Origin of the sequence: Bacillus tequilensis, assembly GCF_012225885.1 — a bacterium.
In the GTDB taxonomy this organism is placed as follows: domain Bacteria; phylum Bacillota; class Bacilli; order Bacillales; family Bacillaceae; genus Bacillus; species Bacillus tequilensis.
The window spans coordinates 903399-919620 of the sequence record NZ_CP048852.1; the positions used below are offsets into that span (position 1 = coordinate 903399).

18 protein-coding genes and 1 pseudogene are annotated in these 16222 nt (G+C 42.4%); 17 read left to right on the plus strand and 2 right to left on the minus strand.

Going from position 1 to position 16222, the window contains the following annotated elements; genetic code table 11:
* Window positions 1-63 precede the first annotated feature (63 nt).
* From G4P54_RS04785 to G4P54_RS04860, 16 genes and pseudogenes are all read left to right on the plus strand, one after another.
* Window positions 64-705 (plus strand): YhbD family protein, encoded by a 642-nt coding sequence (locus tag G4P54_RS04785; RefSeq protein WP_167871942.1) that lies wholly within the window; start codon window positions 64-66, stop codon window positions 703-705.
* Window positions 696-1409: a bactofilin family protein gene (locus G4P54_RS04790; RefSeq protein ID WP_167871943.1), complete on the plus strand. Its 714-nt coding sequence runs from the start codon at window positions 696-698 to the stop codon at window positions 1407-1409. Before G4P54_RS04785 ends, G4P54_RS04790 begins: the two co-directional genes overlap by 10 nt.
* Before the next feature lie 11 nt (window positions 1410-1420).
* On the plus strand, window positions 1421-2128 hold the full coding sequence (locus G4P54_RS04795; RefSeq protein ID WP_167871944.1) for a hypothetical protein: 708 nt from the start codon (window positions 1421-1423) through the stop codon (window positions 2126-2128).
* 350 nt (window positions 2129-2478) lie between these two features.
* On the plus strand, window positions 2479-4374 hold the full coding sequence (prkA, locus tag G4P54_RS04800; RefSeq protein ID WP_167871945.1) for a serine/threonine protein kinase PrkA: 1896 nt from the start codon (window positions 2479-2481) through the stop codon (window positions 4372-4374).
* 179 nt (window positions 4375-4553) lie between these two features.
* Window positions 4554-5732: a sporulation protein YhbH gene (yhbH, locus tag G4P54_RS04805; protein WP_024714751.1), complete on the plus strand. Its 1179-nt coding sequence runs from the start codon at window positions 4554-4556 to the stop codon at window positions 5730-5732.
* 159 nt (window positions 5733-5891) lie between these two features.
* Window positions 5892-6356 carry a MarR family transcriptional regulator gene (locus G4P54_RS04810; RefSeq protein WP_024714750.1) on the plus strand — a complete coding sequence of 155 codons (465 nt, stop codon included), beginning with the start codon at window positions 5892-5894 and terminating at the stop codon, window positions 6354-6356.
* Between the two features lie 35 nt (window positions 6357-6391).
* A complete protein-coding gene (locus G4P54_RS04815; RefSeq protein WP_081719842.1) occupies window positions 6392-7057 on the plus strand; it encodes an HlyD family secretion protein in 666 nt (221 codons plus the stop codon).
* Between the two features lie 40 nt (window positions 7058-7097).
* On the plus strand, window positions 7098-8702 hold the full coding sequence (locus G4P54_RS04820) for an MFS transporter (RefSeq protein ID WP_024714748.1): 1605 nt from the start codon (window positions 7098-7100) through the stop codon (window positions 8700-8702).
* A gap of 22 nt (window positions 8703-8724) precedes the next feature.
* On the plus strand, window positions 8725-9255 hold the full coding sequence (locus G4P54_RS04825) for an NAD(P)H-dependent oxidoreductase (protein WP_024714747.1): 531 nt from the start codon (window positions 8725-8727) through the stop codon (window positions 9253-9255).
* Between the two features lie 12 nt (window positions 9256-9267).
* Complete coding sequence (locus G4P54_RS04830; RefSeq protein ID WP_167871946.1) at window positions 9268-9642, plus strand: hypothetical protein; 375 nt, start codon at window positions 9268-9270, stop codon at window positions 9640-9642.
* Window positions 9642-9787 (plus strand): annotated as a pseudogene (locus G4P54_RS04835) (hypothetical protein); the annotation flags it as partial. The gene G4P54_RS04830 and the pseudogene G4P54_RS04835, both read left to right, overlap by 1 nt.
* Before the next feature lie 9 nt (window positions 9788-9796).
* Entirely contained in the window at window positions 9797-10558 is a 762-nt protein-coding gene (locus G4P54_RS04840; RefSeq protein ID WP_167873824.1) for a hypothetical protein, read from the plus strand.
* Between the two features lie 2 nt (window positions 10559-10560).
* Entirely contained in the window at window positions 10561-10926 is a 366-nt protein-coding gene (locus G4P54_RS04845; RefSeq protein WP_024714744.1) for a GntR family transcriptional regulator, read from the plus strand.
* 1 nt (window position 10927) lies between these two features.
* The gene (locus G4P54_RS04850; RefSeq protein ID WP_024714743.1) at window positions 10928-11626 is read left to right on the plus strand and encodes an ABC transporter ATP-binding protein; all 699 of its coding nucleotides are present in this window, start codon (window positions 10928-10930) and stop codon (window positions 11624-11626) included.
* A 12-nt stretch (window positions 11627-11638) separates the two neighbouring features.
* Entirely contained in the window at window positions 11639-12556 is a 918-nt protein-coding gene (locus tag G4P54_RS04855) for an ABC transporter ATP-binding protein (RefSeq protein WP_024714742.1), read from the plus strand.
* Window positions 12549-13490 carry an ABC transporter permease gene (locus tag G4P54_RS04860; protein WP_167871947.1) on the plus strand — a complete coding sequence of 314 codons (942 nt, stop codon included), beginning with the start codon at window positions 12549-12551 and terminating at the stop codon, window positions 13488-13490. The genes G4P54_RS04855 and G4P54_RS04860 overlap by 8 nt, the downstream gene beginning before the upstream one ends.
* Before the next feature lie 91 nt (window positions 13491-13581).
* Here the strand turns inward: G4P54_RS04860 and cspB are convergent, their stop codons facing one another.
* Window positions 13582-13785 carry a cold shock-like protein CspB gene (gene cspB / locus G4P54_RS04865; RefSeq protein ID WP_003224086.1) on the minus strand — a complete coding sequence of 68 codons (204 nt, stop codon included), beginning with the start codon at window positions 13783-13785 and terminating at the stop codon, window positions 13582-13584.
* A gap of 425 nt (window positions 13786-14210) precedes the next feature.
* On the opposite strand from cspB, the gene G4P54_RS04870 reads away from it, so the two are divergent.
* Complete coding sequence (locus G4P54_RS04870) at window positions 14211-15041, plus strand: MetQ/NlpA family ABC transporter substrate-binding protein (protein ID WP_167871948.1); 831 nt, start codon at window positions 14211-14213, stop codon at window positions 15039-15041.
* Window positions 15042-15043: 2 nt separating this feature from the next.
* Here the strand turns inward: G4P54_RS04870 and dgcK are convergent, their stop codons facing one another.
* Window positions 15044-16123, minus strand: coding sequence for a diguanylate cyclase DgcK (dgcK, locus tag G4P54_RS04875; protein ID WP_167871949.1), 1080 nt, complete (start codon window positions 16121-16123; stop codon window positions 15044-15046).
* Window positions 16124-16222 lie beyond the last annotated feature (99 nt).

Genomic DNA, 16222 nt, shown 5'->3' on the forward strand with positions numbered 1-16222 from the left:
GTTTCGGGACTTAACAACGTAACAGTGTTATGTTACAATGTACCTATCAAAGGAGCTGGACTTATGGATGAACAATTAATCTCTAAAAAAGAATTATTAGAAAGAACGTCGATTTCATACGGTCAGCTGTATCGATGGAAGCGGAAAAACTTAATTCCCGAGGAATGGTTTATTCGCAAATCCACATTTACAGGGCAGGAGACGTTTTTTCCGAGAGAGGATATGTTAAAACGCATTTCAATGATTCAAAAGATGAAGGAAAATTTGTCTCTGGATGAAATGAGGGAAATGCTGTCGCCAAAAATGAAGGATGTCAGCATGACCGCTGATGAATTGCTTCAGAAAGGTTTAATTTCAAGGTCTGTTCTTGATGTTTTTTCTGAAGGCGGGGGAAATTCGGTGTTTTCTTCCCGCGATCTGCTTTCGCTTTATGTGCTTGAAGGGCTGCTGCAATCCGGAAATGTCAGTCTGGCAGAAGCGAAAATCGCTGCGGAGGTGCTAAAGCAGCATGACACTGAAGAGATCAAGAGCCAGACAGAGCTGATCGTGCTGCGGAAGCTCGGTGTCACCACTTGTTTTATAGCGGCTGCGGCGGACGGCATTCTGTTTGAATCGTCCGTCAAGGTCGTGGAACGGGTAGATCTAGTAAAGGCATCAGAAGAATTAAAAACAACATATATGCAGGAGGGCCATCAATGGATGTAATGGAAAAGCTGGTGATAAACGGATCGGGAAGTTCAAAGGGCGGAACATTTCAATCAGTCGAGATTAACGGCAGCGGAACAGTCGCCGGGGACGTGGAGTGTGATACTTTTTCTTTTAATGGAACTGGAAAAGCTGACGGCAGCGTCAAAGCGAAAGCGGTAACTATCAGCGGTTCAGGAAAGATACATGGAGACGTTGAAGCAGAATCAATTCGAATTCATGGTACCGGCTTTATTAAAGGAGAGGTATCCGCAAAACAATTGAAAATCGCTGGATCATCAACATTTGGCGGCACTGTCAAGGCTGATGGCATTGACATTAGCGGAAAAGCTGTCATGGAAGCGGATTGTGAAACGGAAACCTTTCAATCAGAAGGGAAATGCAAAATCAGCGGGCTTTTGAACGCTGACCAGGTGAACATTAAGCTTTCTTCCGGGGAAAGCTATGTGCGTGAGATCGGCTGCCGCCATCTTCAAGTGACCGCCAGAAAAGGTATGCTGACATTACTGAGATTGATGCCCCAGCCTGTTTTAACAGCTGAACTGATCGAAGGTGACGTGATTGAACTGACAAACACAAAGGCGATAACGGTACGTGGAAATCAAGTCAAAATCGGCCCGAATTGCCAGATTGAAACTGTTGAATACAGCGGGGACTATACTTGTGATCCGAGCGCAACGGTAGAAACATGCACGAAGATGTGAGGAGGATTGTAATGGAGATAACAAAACTGGGAAATTTAAAATTATATGGCGCCGGACACGCTGCAGGAGGCGCGTATCACCATGTCAGCATCAAAGGCGAGGGTGTGGTAGGTGAAGGGCTGTCTGCTGCGGGCTGCCGCGTATTCGGAACAGGGCTTTTTCTCGGAAAGGCAGAGACTGAGCGGCTGCGCGTATTCGGAGAAAGTGAGTTTAAAGGCGATCTGACAGCCGGCAGAATCACTATTTACGGCACAATGAAAGTCAGCGGCTCACTTCAATTTAATCAATTCAATCTGAAAGGCCTGACTGAAATTCGCGGGAATATGACTGGAGAATCGTGCGATGTGAAAGGGAAGCTCGACGTTAAAGGCAATTGTGAAACGGAAATGTTCCATGTCACAGGCTGTGTTGATGTATCAGGTTTATTAAATGCGGGTGATATCAAGCTTGGATTGGGCCATGATGTAAGCTATGTGCGTGAAATCGGCGGAACCTCAATTGCTGTGAAAAGCCGCACCGGCTTATTTAACCGAAAGAAAGTAAAACTGATCGCCGACCTCATTGAAGGAGATCAAATTTATTTGGAGAATACAGAAGCCGCGGTTGTCAGAGGAAAAGAAGTGGTGATCGGGCCGGGCTGCAGCATCGGAACGATTGAATACAAAAACACATGCGAATGTGATCAGCATTCAAAAATTAAAGAAAAACACAAGCTGTAAAACATTGTTCTGTTATAAAAAAGGGTGCCCTTATCAGGAGCACCTTTTTTTATTCTTTCCCCGGCTTGCTTTCGTATCCTGCGGTAAAAATTGATACTAAAAAAGTGACAATGACACCCATCATAATGATTGTTTTCACCGTCTCTCCTCCTCTTCAATTTTTCCGTGCTGTCCGAGTCTGGATGATTTTGTATGTTTCTTTATTATGAACGGTCGCTGTCTGCCTTGTCAACGCCGTATAAGTATCTTTATTTTTAAGAAACCAAAGCATGTATCACGAGATGGCGGCATAGAGTGTAATTAAAGTACCTTATTTGCATAGCGTATCAAACATGATAGAGGAGGTCCTTATGGATATATTAAAGAAAATTGAACAGTACAGAGAGGAAGAGCAGCGGCTGAAATGGGAAGGAACATTCGCCGATTATTTGGAGATCATTAAAGAAAATCCAATGGTCGCGCAATCTGCTCATTCTCGTGTTTTTAATATGATAAAAGACAGCGGGATAGAGGAGAATGACGGACGCAAGACGTACAGCTTTTTTGACCGTGAGCTGTTCGGGCTTGAAGAATCTCTAGAGCGTCTTGTGGAAGAGTATTTTCATCCGGCCGCGAAACGGCTTGATGTCAGAAAGCGGATTCTATTGCTGATGGGACCTGTGAGCGGCGGTAAATCAACGCTGGTTACGATGCTTAAAAAAGGTTTAGAAGCGTATACCCTGACGGATAATGGCGCTGTATATGCGATTAAAGGCTGCCCGATGCACGAAGATCCTCTGCATTTAATCCCCTATCATTTGCGCGATGACTTTTACAGAGAATACGGCATTCGAATAGAAGGAAGTCTTTCTCCTTTAAATGTCATGAGGCTTGAGGACGAGTACAGAGGAAGAATTGAGGACGTGAAGGTAGAGCGCATCTTCTTTTCAGAAGATAAGCGCACGGGTATTGGAACATTCAGTCCGTCAGATCCGAAATCTCAGGATATTGCAGATTTGACGGGAAGTATTGATTTCTCCACAATCGCCGAGTACGGTTCAGAATCAGATCCGCGCGCATACCGTTTTGACGGCGAGCTCAATAAAGCGAACCGCGGGATGATGGAGTTTCAGGAGATGCTGAAATGTGATGAGAAATTTCTCTGGCATTTGCTTTCATTGACACAGGAAGGGAATTTTAAAGCGGGGCGATTTGCGTTAATTTCTGCTGATGAGCTGATCGTGGCTCATACGAATGAAACGGAGTATCGCTCATTTATTTCTAATAAGAAGAATGAAGCTCTGCACTCAAGAATCATTGTGATGCCTGTCCCTTATAATTTAAAAGTGTCTGAGGAAGAGAGAATTTATGAAAAAATGATTGCAGAAAGCGATGTGGCGGATGTTCACATTGCCCCGCATACGTTGAAGGTCGCTGCGATGTTCTCGATTCTTACCAGATTAAAAGAACCGAAGCGGTCGGATATTGATCTGGTAAAGAAAATGAGGCTCTATGATGGAGAAAGTGTGGAAGGATATAATTCTGTTGACGTTGAGGATTTGAAAAAAGAATATAATGATGAAGGCATGAGCGGCATTGACCCGCGGTACGTGATCAACCGGATTTCTTCAACGATTATCAGAAAAAATATGGAGTCGATTAATTCTCTTGATGTGCTTCGTTCCTTAAAAGAAGGTCTTGATCAGCATCCTTCGATCTCAAGCGATGACAAGGAGCGGTATTTGAACTTTATTTCCGCAGCCCGCAAGGAATATGACGACATTGCGAAAAAGGAAGTTCAAAAAGCGTTTGTGTATTCGTATGAAGAATCAGCTAAAACACTTATGGACAATTACCTCGACAACGTAGAGGCCTATTGCAATAAAAACAAGCTTCGTGATCCTTTGACAGGCGAAGAAATGAATCCTGACGAAAAGCTGATGAGATCAATCGAAGAGCAGATTGGGATTTCGGAAAACGCCAAAAAAGCGTTCCGCGAAGAAATCTTAATCCGCATCTCGGCCTATGCGAGAAAAGGTAAGCGGTTTGATTACAATTCTCATGAAAGACTGCGTGAAGCCATTCAGAAAAAGCTGTTTGCCGATCTGAAGGATGTCGTTAAAATTACGACTTCAACAAAAACGCCGGATGAGCAGCAGCTGAAAAAGGTAAATGAAGTCGTGGCCCGTTTAATTGATGAGCACGGCTACAACTCGACGAGCGCCAATGAGCTGCTGAAATATGTCGGCAGCCTGCTAAACCGATAAGTGCTGTAACCCGTCCGAAAAGGGCGGGTTATTTTGTCTCATTTTCTAAATAGTTTGTCAATTAACCGTACTTTTGTGCATATGATGAATATAAATCTTTTCGAAAGACTTGTTTCATAATCTGGCACAAGCCGGAATACGTATATATCACGACCACAAATGGTTAAGGAGGGGAATTCATGTCCCAAAATGACAGCGGCCATTTTTTGATTTCTGAGGAAAACTGGTCCCTCCATCGAAAAGGCTTTGATGACCAGCAGCGCCACCAGAAAAAAGTGCAGGAAGCGATCAAAAACAATCTTCCTGATCTCGTGACCGAGGAAAGCATTATTATGTCAAATGGAAAAGATGTAGTGAAAATCCCAATCCGTTCACTTGATGAGTATAAAATCCGTTATAACTATGATAAAAACAAACATGTAGGGCAAGGAGACGGCGAAAGCCAGGTTGGAGATGTTGTGGCACGGGATGGATCAGACAAAAAACAAGGGCCTGGAAAAGGGCAAGGCGCCGGTGATCAGGCAGGCGAAGATTATTATGAAGCGGAAGTTTCATTAATGGATTTAGAAGAAGCGCTTTTTAAGGAACTAGAGCTTCCGAATCTCCAGCAAAAAGAGCGGGACAATATCATTCATACAGATATTGAGTTTAATGATATCCGTAAAACAGGGTTAACCGGTAATATTGATAAGAAAAGAACGATGATGTCGGCTTTTAAACGAAACGCGATGACAGGGAAGCCGTCGTTCTATCCGATTTACCCGGAGGATCTGAAATATAAGACGTGGAATGACATAACAAAGCCCGAGTCAAAAGCCGTCGTCTTAGCAATGATGGATACAAGCGGCAGCATGGGTGTCTGGGAAAAATACATGGCCAGAAGCTTCTTTTTCTGGATGACCCGTTTTTTGCGGACGAAGTACGAGACTGTGGAAATTGAATTTATTGCTCATCATACAGAAGCAAAAGTCGTGTCAGAAGAGGACTTCTTCTCAAAGGGAGAAAGCGGCGGAACGATCTGTTCATCCGTATATCGGAAGTCGCTTGAGCTGATTGATGAAAAATACAATCCCGCCAGCTATAATATTTACCCATTCCATTTTTCTGACGGTGACAACCTGACATCTGATAACGCGCGCTGTGTGAAACTGGTCAATGATATTATGAAGAAGTCCAATCTTTTTTGCTACGGAGAGGTCAATCAGTATAACAGGCATTCAACATTAATGTCCGCATACAAAAATGTGAAGGACGAGAAATTTAAGTACTATATTTTAAAACAGAAATCTGATGTTTTTCAGGCCTTGAAGAACTTTTTCAAAAATGAAGAGTCTGGTGTAAGCCATCAATATTCGTAATGAAAAGCCCATTTCAGGGCTTTTTTTTATTTAATAAAAGCAAGAAAACGCTTGCGAAAAAAATACGCAGGAAAAAGAAATTTTTCCTTTGACAAATCTTCTTTCATTTATTAATATTTTATCTTGTGAACTATTATTGAGGAATGAGGTGAAAAGGAGTTGACTGAATCAGAACGTGCTTTGCTCACTTTTGAACAGCTCTTCGATACGTCTCGGGCGATTTATAAAAAACAGAAGAAGATATTGGAGATTGTGCTTGAGCCTTTTGATATTACAGTCCTTCAATATTTGCTGATGTTTAAAATTCATCAAAGCGGAAGCACCCCGCTAAGCAAGCTGGCAATGTCGCTTGATCTTAAGCCCGCTTCTGTGACGCGGATGACAGATATTCTGTATAAGCGCCAATTGATGAATCGGTATGACAGTCCGGATGACCGCCGTATCGTCATGATTCAGTTAACCGAAGAGGGGGAAGAACTATTAGAAAACGCCGCTGTGCAGTATGCGAAAATGGGGGCGAGCCTGTATCAGAAGCTCGATACATCCCAGCTGCAGTATTTGCGCAAGCTCGCCGGAAGTTTAACGAAGCTTGCTCAAGGCTGTTCAGAAAAAAGCGGTAATTAAAAACTTCCCACATATTTTCACCATCTTTCCGCAAAATGATAGAGGATGAAACGAAAGGAGAAAACAAAATGAACAGAGGACGTTTAATTCTGACCAACATTATCGGTTTGATTGTTGTTCTTGCAATTATAGGCGGAGGTGCTTATTACTATTATCAAAGCACAAGCTTTGTAAAAACTGACGAAGCGAAAGTAGCCGGTGATATGGCTGCTATTACAGCTCCAGCGGCAGGTAAAGTATCTGACTGGGATCTTGACGAAGGAAAAACAGTTAAAAAAGGCGACACAGTAGCAAAAATCAAAGGTGAACAATCTGTTGACGTAAAATCCATCATGGACGGAACAATTGTGAAAAATGAAGTGAAAAACGGCCAAACAGTACAAGCCGGCACAACAATTGCCCAAACAATTGACATGGATCACTTGTATATCACTGCAAATATTAAAGAAACAGACCTTTCGGATGTTAAAGTAGGAAATAGTGTAGACGTAGTAGTTGATGGAGACCCTGGTACAACATTTGACGGTACAGTAGAAGAAATCGGTTATGCGACAAACTCAACTTTTGATATGCTTCCATCTTCTAATTCAAGCGGAAACTATACAAAAGTAACACAAAAAGTTCCTGTTAAAATTTCAATTAAAAACCCATCTGACAAAGTGCTTCCTGGTATGAACGCAACTGTTAAAATTTCTGAGTAAATCAGGTCAGTCATCAAACCATGAAAGGAGGTTGTCTTAGATGGCTACAGTCAAAGAAAATAATGCAAAAAGCCCAATGTCATTGCTGATTGTGCTAATGGCAGGGCTGTTTCTGGCAATACTTAACCAAACGCTGCTTAACGTCGCAATGCCTCACTTAATGACTGAATTTGGTGTAAGTGCAACGACGATTCAGTGGCTCACAACAGGTTACATGCTTGTTAACGGCGTTTTGATTCCGTTATCTGCCTTCCTGATTACACGGTTTGGCCAACGGAGTCTCTTTCTCATCGCCATGTTCTGTTTTACGCTCGGTACGTTAGTCTGCGGTATCGCACCTAACTTCTCTACAATGCTGGTCGGCCGTTTGATTCAGGCCGTAGGCGGAGGAATCTTGCAGCCGCTCGTTATGACAACCATTCTGTTAATTTTCCCGCCTGAAAGCAGGGGGAAAGGAATGGGGATCTTCGGACTTGCGATGATGTTTGCTCCGGCGGTCGGTCCGACTCTTTCCGGATGGATCATTGAGCATTACACATGGCGCATCATGTTTTACGGACTTGTGCCAATCGGCGCAATCGTGATTATCGTGGCTTTCTTCATCTTTAAAAATATGGTGGAGCCGCAAAAAATCAAACTCGATACGCTTGGAGCGATTCTTTCGATTGTCGGATTCGCCTCCTTATTATACGGAGTCAGTGAAGCGGGATCTGACGGCTGGACTGATCCGATTGTCCTGTCCACAGTTGTGATAGGTGGTATTGCGATCGTTGCTTTTGTTATCCAACAATTGCGTCATGATAATCCGATGCTTGACTTCAGAGTGTTTAAATATGACATTTTCTCGCTTTCAAGCGTCATTAACATTATTATTACAGTAGCATTGTACACTGGTATGTTCCTGCTGCCGATTTATCTTCAAAATCTAGTCGGCTTTACGGCGCTTCAATCCGGGCTGCTTCTGCTTCCGGGTGCGATCGTCATGCTGATCATGTCACCGATCTCCGGTATTTTGTTTGATAAATTCGGTCCGAGACCGCTTGCGATTATCGGGCTTCTCGTTACAGTGGTGACAACATATCAATACACGCAATTAACAATTGATACACCATATACACACATCATGCTGATCTATTCAATCCGTGCATTCGGTATGTCACTCTTAATGATGCCGGTTATGACAGCGGGGATGAACCAGCTTCCTGCCCGTCTGAACAGCCACGGTACGGCGATGAGCAACACGCTTCGCCAAATCAGCGGATCAATCGGTACAAGCTTAATTACGACGATTTATACAAACCGTACGACATTCCATTATTCACAAATTGCAGATAAAACGAGCACGGCGGACCCGAACTTCCTCCATGCATTCCAAAATGCAGTTACGAATTTAATGGTGAATATGAACATGTCTTATGACACAGCAAAAACATATGTTTACTCACATCTTTACAAGCATGCATCTCTTGATTCAAACGTAATGGGGATTAATGATGCCTTTATGTGGGCAACAATATTCTGTGTGTTTGGCTTCATTCTGGCTCTCTTCCTGCGTGACGTCAGAAAAGATAAAGCGCGTGCTGAGAAAAAGAAACAAGAGGAGCTTTCATTGCTTCCAGCTCCAAAAGAAGTGAAGGAATCTTAATCTGTATAAGGAGGTTTCCTGAATGAAAATTTATGTAGTATATGACAGTGAAGGTGAACATACAAAAGTTCTTGCAGAAGCGATTGCTGAAGGCGCGAGAGAGAACGAGGCGGCTGAGGTATTGATCGACCATGTTGATCAAGCCGATATCCGCAAGCTGAAAGAGATGGATGCGATTATTTGGGGGTGCCCTGGGCATTTCGGAACAATCAGCTCCGGTCTTAAAGCTTGGATCGACAGACTCGGCTACTTGTGGGCTGAGGGCGAGCTGATCAACAAAGTCGGCGCTGTTTTCTGCACAACGGCCACAACACACGGCGGCTTGGAAATGACAATGCACAACTTAATTACGCCGATGTTCCACCAAGGCATGATCGTTGTCGGTCTGCCTGGCAACGTGCCTGAAAACGCACTGTACGGCTCTTACTACGGTGCGGGCGTCACTTGTCCTGTTGATAGTGATGAGTTAATGACCGAGGAAGGCATTCAGCTTGGACGCGCTTTAGGAAGACGCGTCAGCGAAGTCACAGGAAACCTAACATCAGGACAGTAAGGAGAGGTTGAAATGGCCATTATTATAGCAATTATTGCTGCTGTCATCGTCATTGCGGCTCTTATTACATTCAATGTCCGCAACACTTCTCCTGGACCTGAGATGCAAGAAACGACCGAAAGAATCGCTCCTCCAGAAGAGGATACAAACGAAGCGCAATACCCTGCTGAAGCAAGGGCTGCCGAGCATACGCCAGCCGTTGTGAAAAACGATTCTCCAGAAGAGAAACGAAACACAATGGGTGATGATATTTACAGGCAGGCGCTGCAAAAGTTTAAGCATTCTGATGAAGTTCAGGCGGAAGAAGAGGTCACTGAAGAAAGTGACAAAATGCAGGACAGAAGCTATCGTGATGCTCTGCTCTCCATGAAAAATAAAAATAAGTAATGAAAAAGGCAAATCCGTTTACGCATGGCGGGTTTGCCTTTTTTGCTGTTTATATGTTTTTTTATCAAATAAATCCATGGAATATGTTGTAATGTGCTTTAAACTAGTGTACTATGTTACTCATACACCGAAGAGGCTCCCGGGAGGTAAAAACATGGATTCTTTTTTAGGTCTGGTAAAGAAAGATATCAAGCTTTCAAGAATGTGGCTGCTTGTATTGATATGCGGAATCATTTTTTTATTGGGAACAGGTCATATGATAGCTTATCGCACGAAAGAACCTCTGGTTATTTTTGTTTTTTTTGTGGTAATTGCTTTTTTTCTGTTTTTCTTATCTCCTGTTTTTGTGTTTTATCATCTTCGCAAGGAAGGGAAATCACAGCTTTGGCTGTACAATCCAAATGGCGGCTTCTTGCTATTTTCTTCTAAATTGACAGCATCCTTGCTCTATCAATTTCTGATTCAATTGGCATTAACAGCCTATGGCATTGGGATTTATCATATGCTCTCTGTGAAAAACCTGCTGGAGCATCATGTTGATATGACAAGTACAGTCGTTTTGCTGAATGTGTTCGGGCTTATTTCCTCGTTATATATGTCAGTAACAATAGTTGTCTTTTGGACTGTTTTTCACTCTCTTAAGAATTGGCGCGGAACGCGATGGCTTGCGATGGGGCTGTTGGCCGCAGTGTGGTACTTCTTTGATGAATATATCATTAGCCCTTTAGTTGTATCTCAAAAACATTTCTGGCCAGTAACAGTCTATTGTAACTTAGATTTCAACTACCATGATGTTTGGAGATTGGAGTTAAAACCGATACACCTGTCAGTGCTCGGGTTTCCTATTGCGATTGTTATCACGATCTTGCTGCTCATCATGGCTTCAAAACTGCTTGATCGTAAAGTAGAGGTGTGAATATGGATAATCAATTCCAATCCTCGAAACCGATTTATCTGCAGATCGCTGATCAGATCTTTTATCGGCTGGTCAGGAAGGAGCTGCTCCCAGGAGACAAGCTTCCTTCAGTAAGAGAAATGGCGATTCAAACCAAGGTAAATCCCAATACAATTCAAAGAACTTACAGTGAGATGGAAAGGCTGGGTATTGTGGAAACGAGAAGAGGTCAAGGGACGTTTATTGCCGAGAAAGCAGAAATCGTAGATGAGCTGAAAGACAGGCTCACACGAGAAGTGGTGGAAGGCTTTGTGAAGCAGATGAAAGAACTGGGACTAACGAAAGAGGAAATGGTGGAAGGGATAAAAACATTCACTGAGGGAGGCTAAAATGGAAATTTCTTTAGAACATGTATCAAAAAAATACGGCCGCCACACTGCCGTCAATGATGTGTCAATCACTTTATCATCCGGGCGGATTTACGGCCTGATCGGACCGAACGGCAGCGGCAAGTCAACGACCTTAAAAATGATAGCCGGTCTTCTGTTTCCGACTTCGGGTTTCGTGAAAGTGGATGAAAAGCCGGTTACGAGGGATATGGTGCGTCAAGCAGCTTATCTTACAGAGCTTGATATGTTTTATCCGCATTTCACTGTAAAGGATATGGTGAATTTTTATCGGTCGCAATTTCCTGATTTTCAAACAGAACAAGCTTATAAGCTGTTGAATGAGATGCAGCTTGACCCGGAAAAAAAGATCAAAAAGCTATCAAAAGGAAATCGGGGAAGATTGAAAATCGTCCTTGCTTTGGCAAGAAAGGCTTCCGTCATCTTGCTTGATGAACCTTTTTCCGGGCTTGATCCGATGGTCAGGGATTCCATTGTAAACAGCCTGGTGTCATACATTGATTTTGAGCAGCAGATTGTCGTGATTGCGACGCATGAGATTGATGAAATTGAAACTTTGCTGGACGAAGTCATCATACTCGCAAATGGAGCCAAAGTTGAACAGTGTGTTGTAGAAGATATTCGTGAGCGGGAAGGCATGTCTGTGCTGCAATGGTTTAAATCAAAAATGGAAGTTTGCTAGAGGAGGAATTTCATGAAAACAGTATTGGAATTGAAGAATGTAACAAAAAACATCAAAGGCCGAACGATCATTGATCATCTGAGTTTTGCGATTCGTGAAGGCGAAGTATTCGGCTTTTTGGGGCCGAATGGAGCAGGGAAAACGACAACCATCCGAATGATGGTTGGATTAATGAAGCTGTCAAAAGGTGATGTGCTCATTTGCGGCCAATCCATTACGAAAGATTATGCCAAGGCGGTTAAGCATATTGGGGCTATTGTAGAGAATCCAGAGCTGTATAAATTTTTAAGCGGATATAAAAATCTGCAGCAATACGCGAGGATGGTTAAGGGTGTTACGAAGGAAAAAATTGATGAAGTCGTTGAGCTGGTCGGTTTAACAGACAGAATCCACGACAAGGTGAAAACATATTCCCTAGGGATGAGACAGCGTCTTGGCTTGGCGCAAAGTCTTCTGCATGATCCGAAAGTGCTGATCTTGGATGAACCGACAAACGGCCTTGACCCGGCGGGGATCAGAGAAATCAGAGATCATTTGAAAAAACTGACGCGCGAAAGAGGAATGGCTGTCATCGTTTCAAGCCACCTGCTGTCAGAAATGGAACTGATGTGTGACCGAATTGCGATTCTGCAAAAAGGAAAGCTTATCGATATTCAAAATGTAAAAGATGAAAACGAAAATGAGAACGATACATATTTCATCCAGGTTGAGCAGCCGAATGAAGCCGCTGCTGCTCTAAAACAGTACGATGTGGTGAGTAAGACAAATGGTATAGAAGTCAAAATGCCTAAAGCCGAAGTCCCTGCGGTTATCGAATTGCTGGTGATGCAGCAAATCCGCATTTATGAGGTCAAGGTCATAACAAAATCATTAGAGGACCGTTTCTTAGAAATGACAGGTGAAGTGAAAGAGGAGGCTCAACATGCTTAATTTGATTTACAATGAATGGATCAAAATTTTCAGCCGTGCCGGAACATGGGTGATGATCGGGATTTTAGCATTGACCATGATTGGATGGGCATTCTTAACAAACCATTTTTCATCCGATGAAGCAAATCCGAAATGGAAACAAACACTTCAAGCGGAAAATGCCGAATTGAAGAAAGCAATGAAAGAATATCCTTCGATGAAAGATGATTATGAAGAAACAATTACAGTCAACAACTACCGTATTGAACATAACATCCCGAATGATACGGGCTATACGGTATGGTCTTATGTAACGGATTCAGCAGGTTTTACAATCCTCACCGGACTGTTTACCATAATTATCGCAGCCGGAATTGTCGCGAACGAATTTAATTGGGGAACCATTAAGCTGTTAATGATTCGGCCGCTCAGCCGTTTTCAGATATTGCTTTCCAAATATATTACCGTTCTCCTGTTTGGGTTCCTATTGCTGCTTATTTTATTTCTGGGTTCCACTTTATTAGGGCTCATTTTCTTCGGAACGGGTGGTGACACTGCGGCGAATATCCATTTAATCTATAAGGATGGCCATGTAATTGAGCAGAACATGATGGGGTATTTAGCCACAACGTATCTTTCTGAATCCGTCTCGGCTCTAATGGTGGCGACGATGGCGTTTATGCTGTCTGCTGTATTTAGAAACAGCTCTCTTGCAGTCGGATTTTCAATCTTTTTGCTGGTTGCGGGTACTACAGCCACTGCATTTATTGCAACGAAATTTGACTGGGCGAAGTATATTTTATTTGCCAATGTTAATTTGCTGCAATACGTAGATGGAACACCGCTAGTGGAAGGGATGACGATGACTTTCTCCGTTGTCATTTTGGCAGTTTACTTTGTTGTTTTCCTGCTGCTTGCTTTCGGCACCTTTATGAAACGGGATATTGCGAACTAATGAAAAAAGCTGTTTTGCTTAAGCAAAACAGCTTTTTTCTCAAAATAAAAACTGCGGGTTCGCACCCGCAGTTTTTCATATCAATTTATGCTTACGCTTCTTTAGTAACGTTAGCAGCTTGTGGTCCGCGGTTTCCTTCAACGATTTCGAAAGAAACAGCTTGGCCTTCTTCTAAAGTTTTGAAGCCTTCGCCTTGAATAGCAGAGAAATGAACGAATACATCGTCTTGACCTTCTACTTCGATGAATCCGAAACCTTTTTCAGAGTTGAACCATTTTACTTTACCTTCTAACATGAAATTTCCTCCTAAAGCGATCATAACGCTTAAATTCACTATTCTTGCTCTTAACAAACTTTCAAGACGAAAACTCTTACAAAACTTTCTTCTTAAAGATAGTTCGAACAAAAATAATTACCTTTACTCTACCAGTAATCTTCAGAAAAAACAACTGTTAAGTGAAACTTTTTTCTGAAAGTACGACATTATTTTTTAATTTGAGATTTATTAACGGAAATCCATCTGCATTCTCGATATGTGATCACGTTTGCCTTAAATATTCCTTCTTTTCGGGAAGAGAATATAATAGGAATTGACAACCTTATTGGAAGTGAGTAAGGTAAAAGTTAAACAATATTACAAATGACAACGGTTATCAACTAAGATAGTGTATGTCTGATATTGCTTGCATGCTCTAATACATAGATAGGAGTATGGTCACAATGAAAAAGTGGCTTATATGCAGTTTTGTTCTTATTTTTCTCGTTTCATTTGCAGCATGCTCACCGTCAGCAGAACATGAAACGATAAAAATCGGAATTGCTGAGTCTGACGAGGCAATATGGAACTATATTGCTAAAAAGGCTGAAGAGACAGGGCTTGATATGCAGCTGATCCCTTTTTCTGATTATGCCGAGTCTGATATCGCGCTGGCAAACAAAGAAATTGATGCCAACGCCTTTCAAACCCTTTCATATTTTCAGTCGTTCACTCGAAAATACAAACTTAAACTGGCACCGCTCGGTACGACATACATAGCGCCAATGGGCATTTATTCAAAACGATATGATCGAATCCAGAATATACCGCGCGGGGCTGCCGTGTCTGTTCCGGATAAAGCGTTCGACTTTGGCAGGGCGCTAACGGTGCTTCGGGACGCCGGTTTGCTCACGTTGAAAAACGGATTTAACGGAACAGGTTCAATCGATATGATTAAAGATAATCCGAGACACCTAAAATTAAAAGCAGTCCGGAAACAGGATGCAGTGAGCGGCACCGGCGTGTTTGTCATGAAACCGTCTGAAGCAAAAAAATCGGGTCTGAACCTGAAAAAACAAACCACAAAGAGCGGCGGGCAAATGTCTAAGGAAGAGATGAATTTGATTGTGGTCAGAGCGGAGGATCAAGATCAGGAAGCGCTGCAAGCTGTTCTTAAGCTCTACCAAGCTGATGATACAGCGGCATTTATAGAAAAACAGTATCAGGGGGATCTTGTCCCTGCTTTTCTGCCTTTGAAACGTCTTTCAGATTGGAAGAATGAATTCGAACATTGAATTCATTCTTTTTTTTCTGAAAAACATACTTTGTTCCGTCCAGTTTCTTTCGCTTTGTACAGCATTTGATCGGCAAGAATAGGCAAAGATTCTGGGTGTTCTTTATTATTAGGATAATGAGCGGCCCCGAGCGATACCGTAATTGACAGCTCTTCTCCGTTTGTTAATCTAATGGGTGCGTCATTGATAGCGCCTCTGATCCGTTCCGCGATTTGGACTGCTTTAGCAAGCGTGCAGTTTGGCAGGAGCACGGCAAATTCTTCACCGCCGATCCGTGCGGCAGGATCAGTGTTTCGGATGCTCTGCTTCAGACGTAAACCAAGCTCTTTCAGCACCTGATCGCCTTCATGATGGCCGTATTGGTCATTGATGGTTTTAAAATGGTCGATATCCATATAAATCAGTGCGAATTGAAAATGCGGGGTATTGGCCGCCTGTTGATACAGCGTCTGTGTGATTTCTTCAAATTTTCTTCGGTTATAAACCCCGGTTAAAAAATCAAAGTGCGCCTGAAACTTATATTGTTTAAAAAGGAGATGTGCATTAGTTTCATGGTCAATAATATATAAACTCAGCATACCGCCCGTTATTGAGATGATCCAAAAATATAAGTGAAGTTGATATGAATGTAAGTCTATAAAAAAATAAAAGGAAATGGAGATCAGAGTATTTGTAATGATCATGAGATAGAAAGCATGTTTTAATTGAACTTTTTTTCTTTTAGAAACAATGAGTGACGGGATGGCAGCGAAACAAATGATTATTACCGAGTATATTGCAGATGTGTTCATCGTAATCAGTAAGCGGCCAGCAGCGATCACCACCAAGGCCATTGCCGTTGAAACCCAGCCCCCATAAAGAGCGGCAATCATAATAGGAATATGTCGAAGATCGATGATTGAATGCTGATAGGTAAATCCAAAAACGATTAGAATAACCCCGAGCAAACCGCAGGCCAGTCCTTTAACAGCTTGGAAGTATATGCTGTCTTTTTTATGTACTAACCTTTCTTTAAACAGGTGGGTGAACAGATAATTAAATGTGATTAAAATGGTCAAGTTTACAAATAATTCTTTCAGCAAATATTATCACCCTTATATAAGGTACTAAAGATGGATGGGAAAGAAAAGAACAAAAAGGGATTTTTTTAGTTCATGATGAGTTATCATAATCCGCACTTG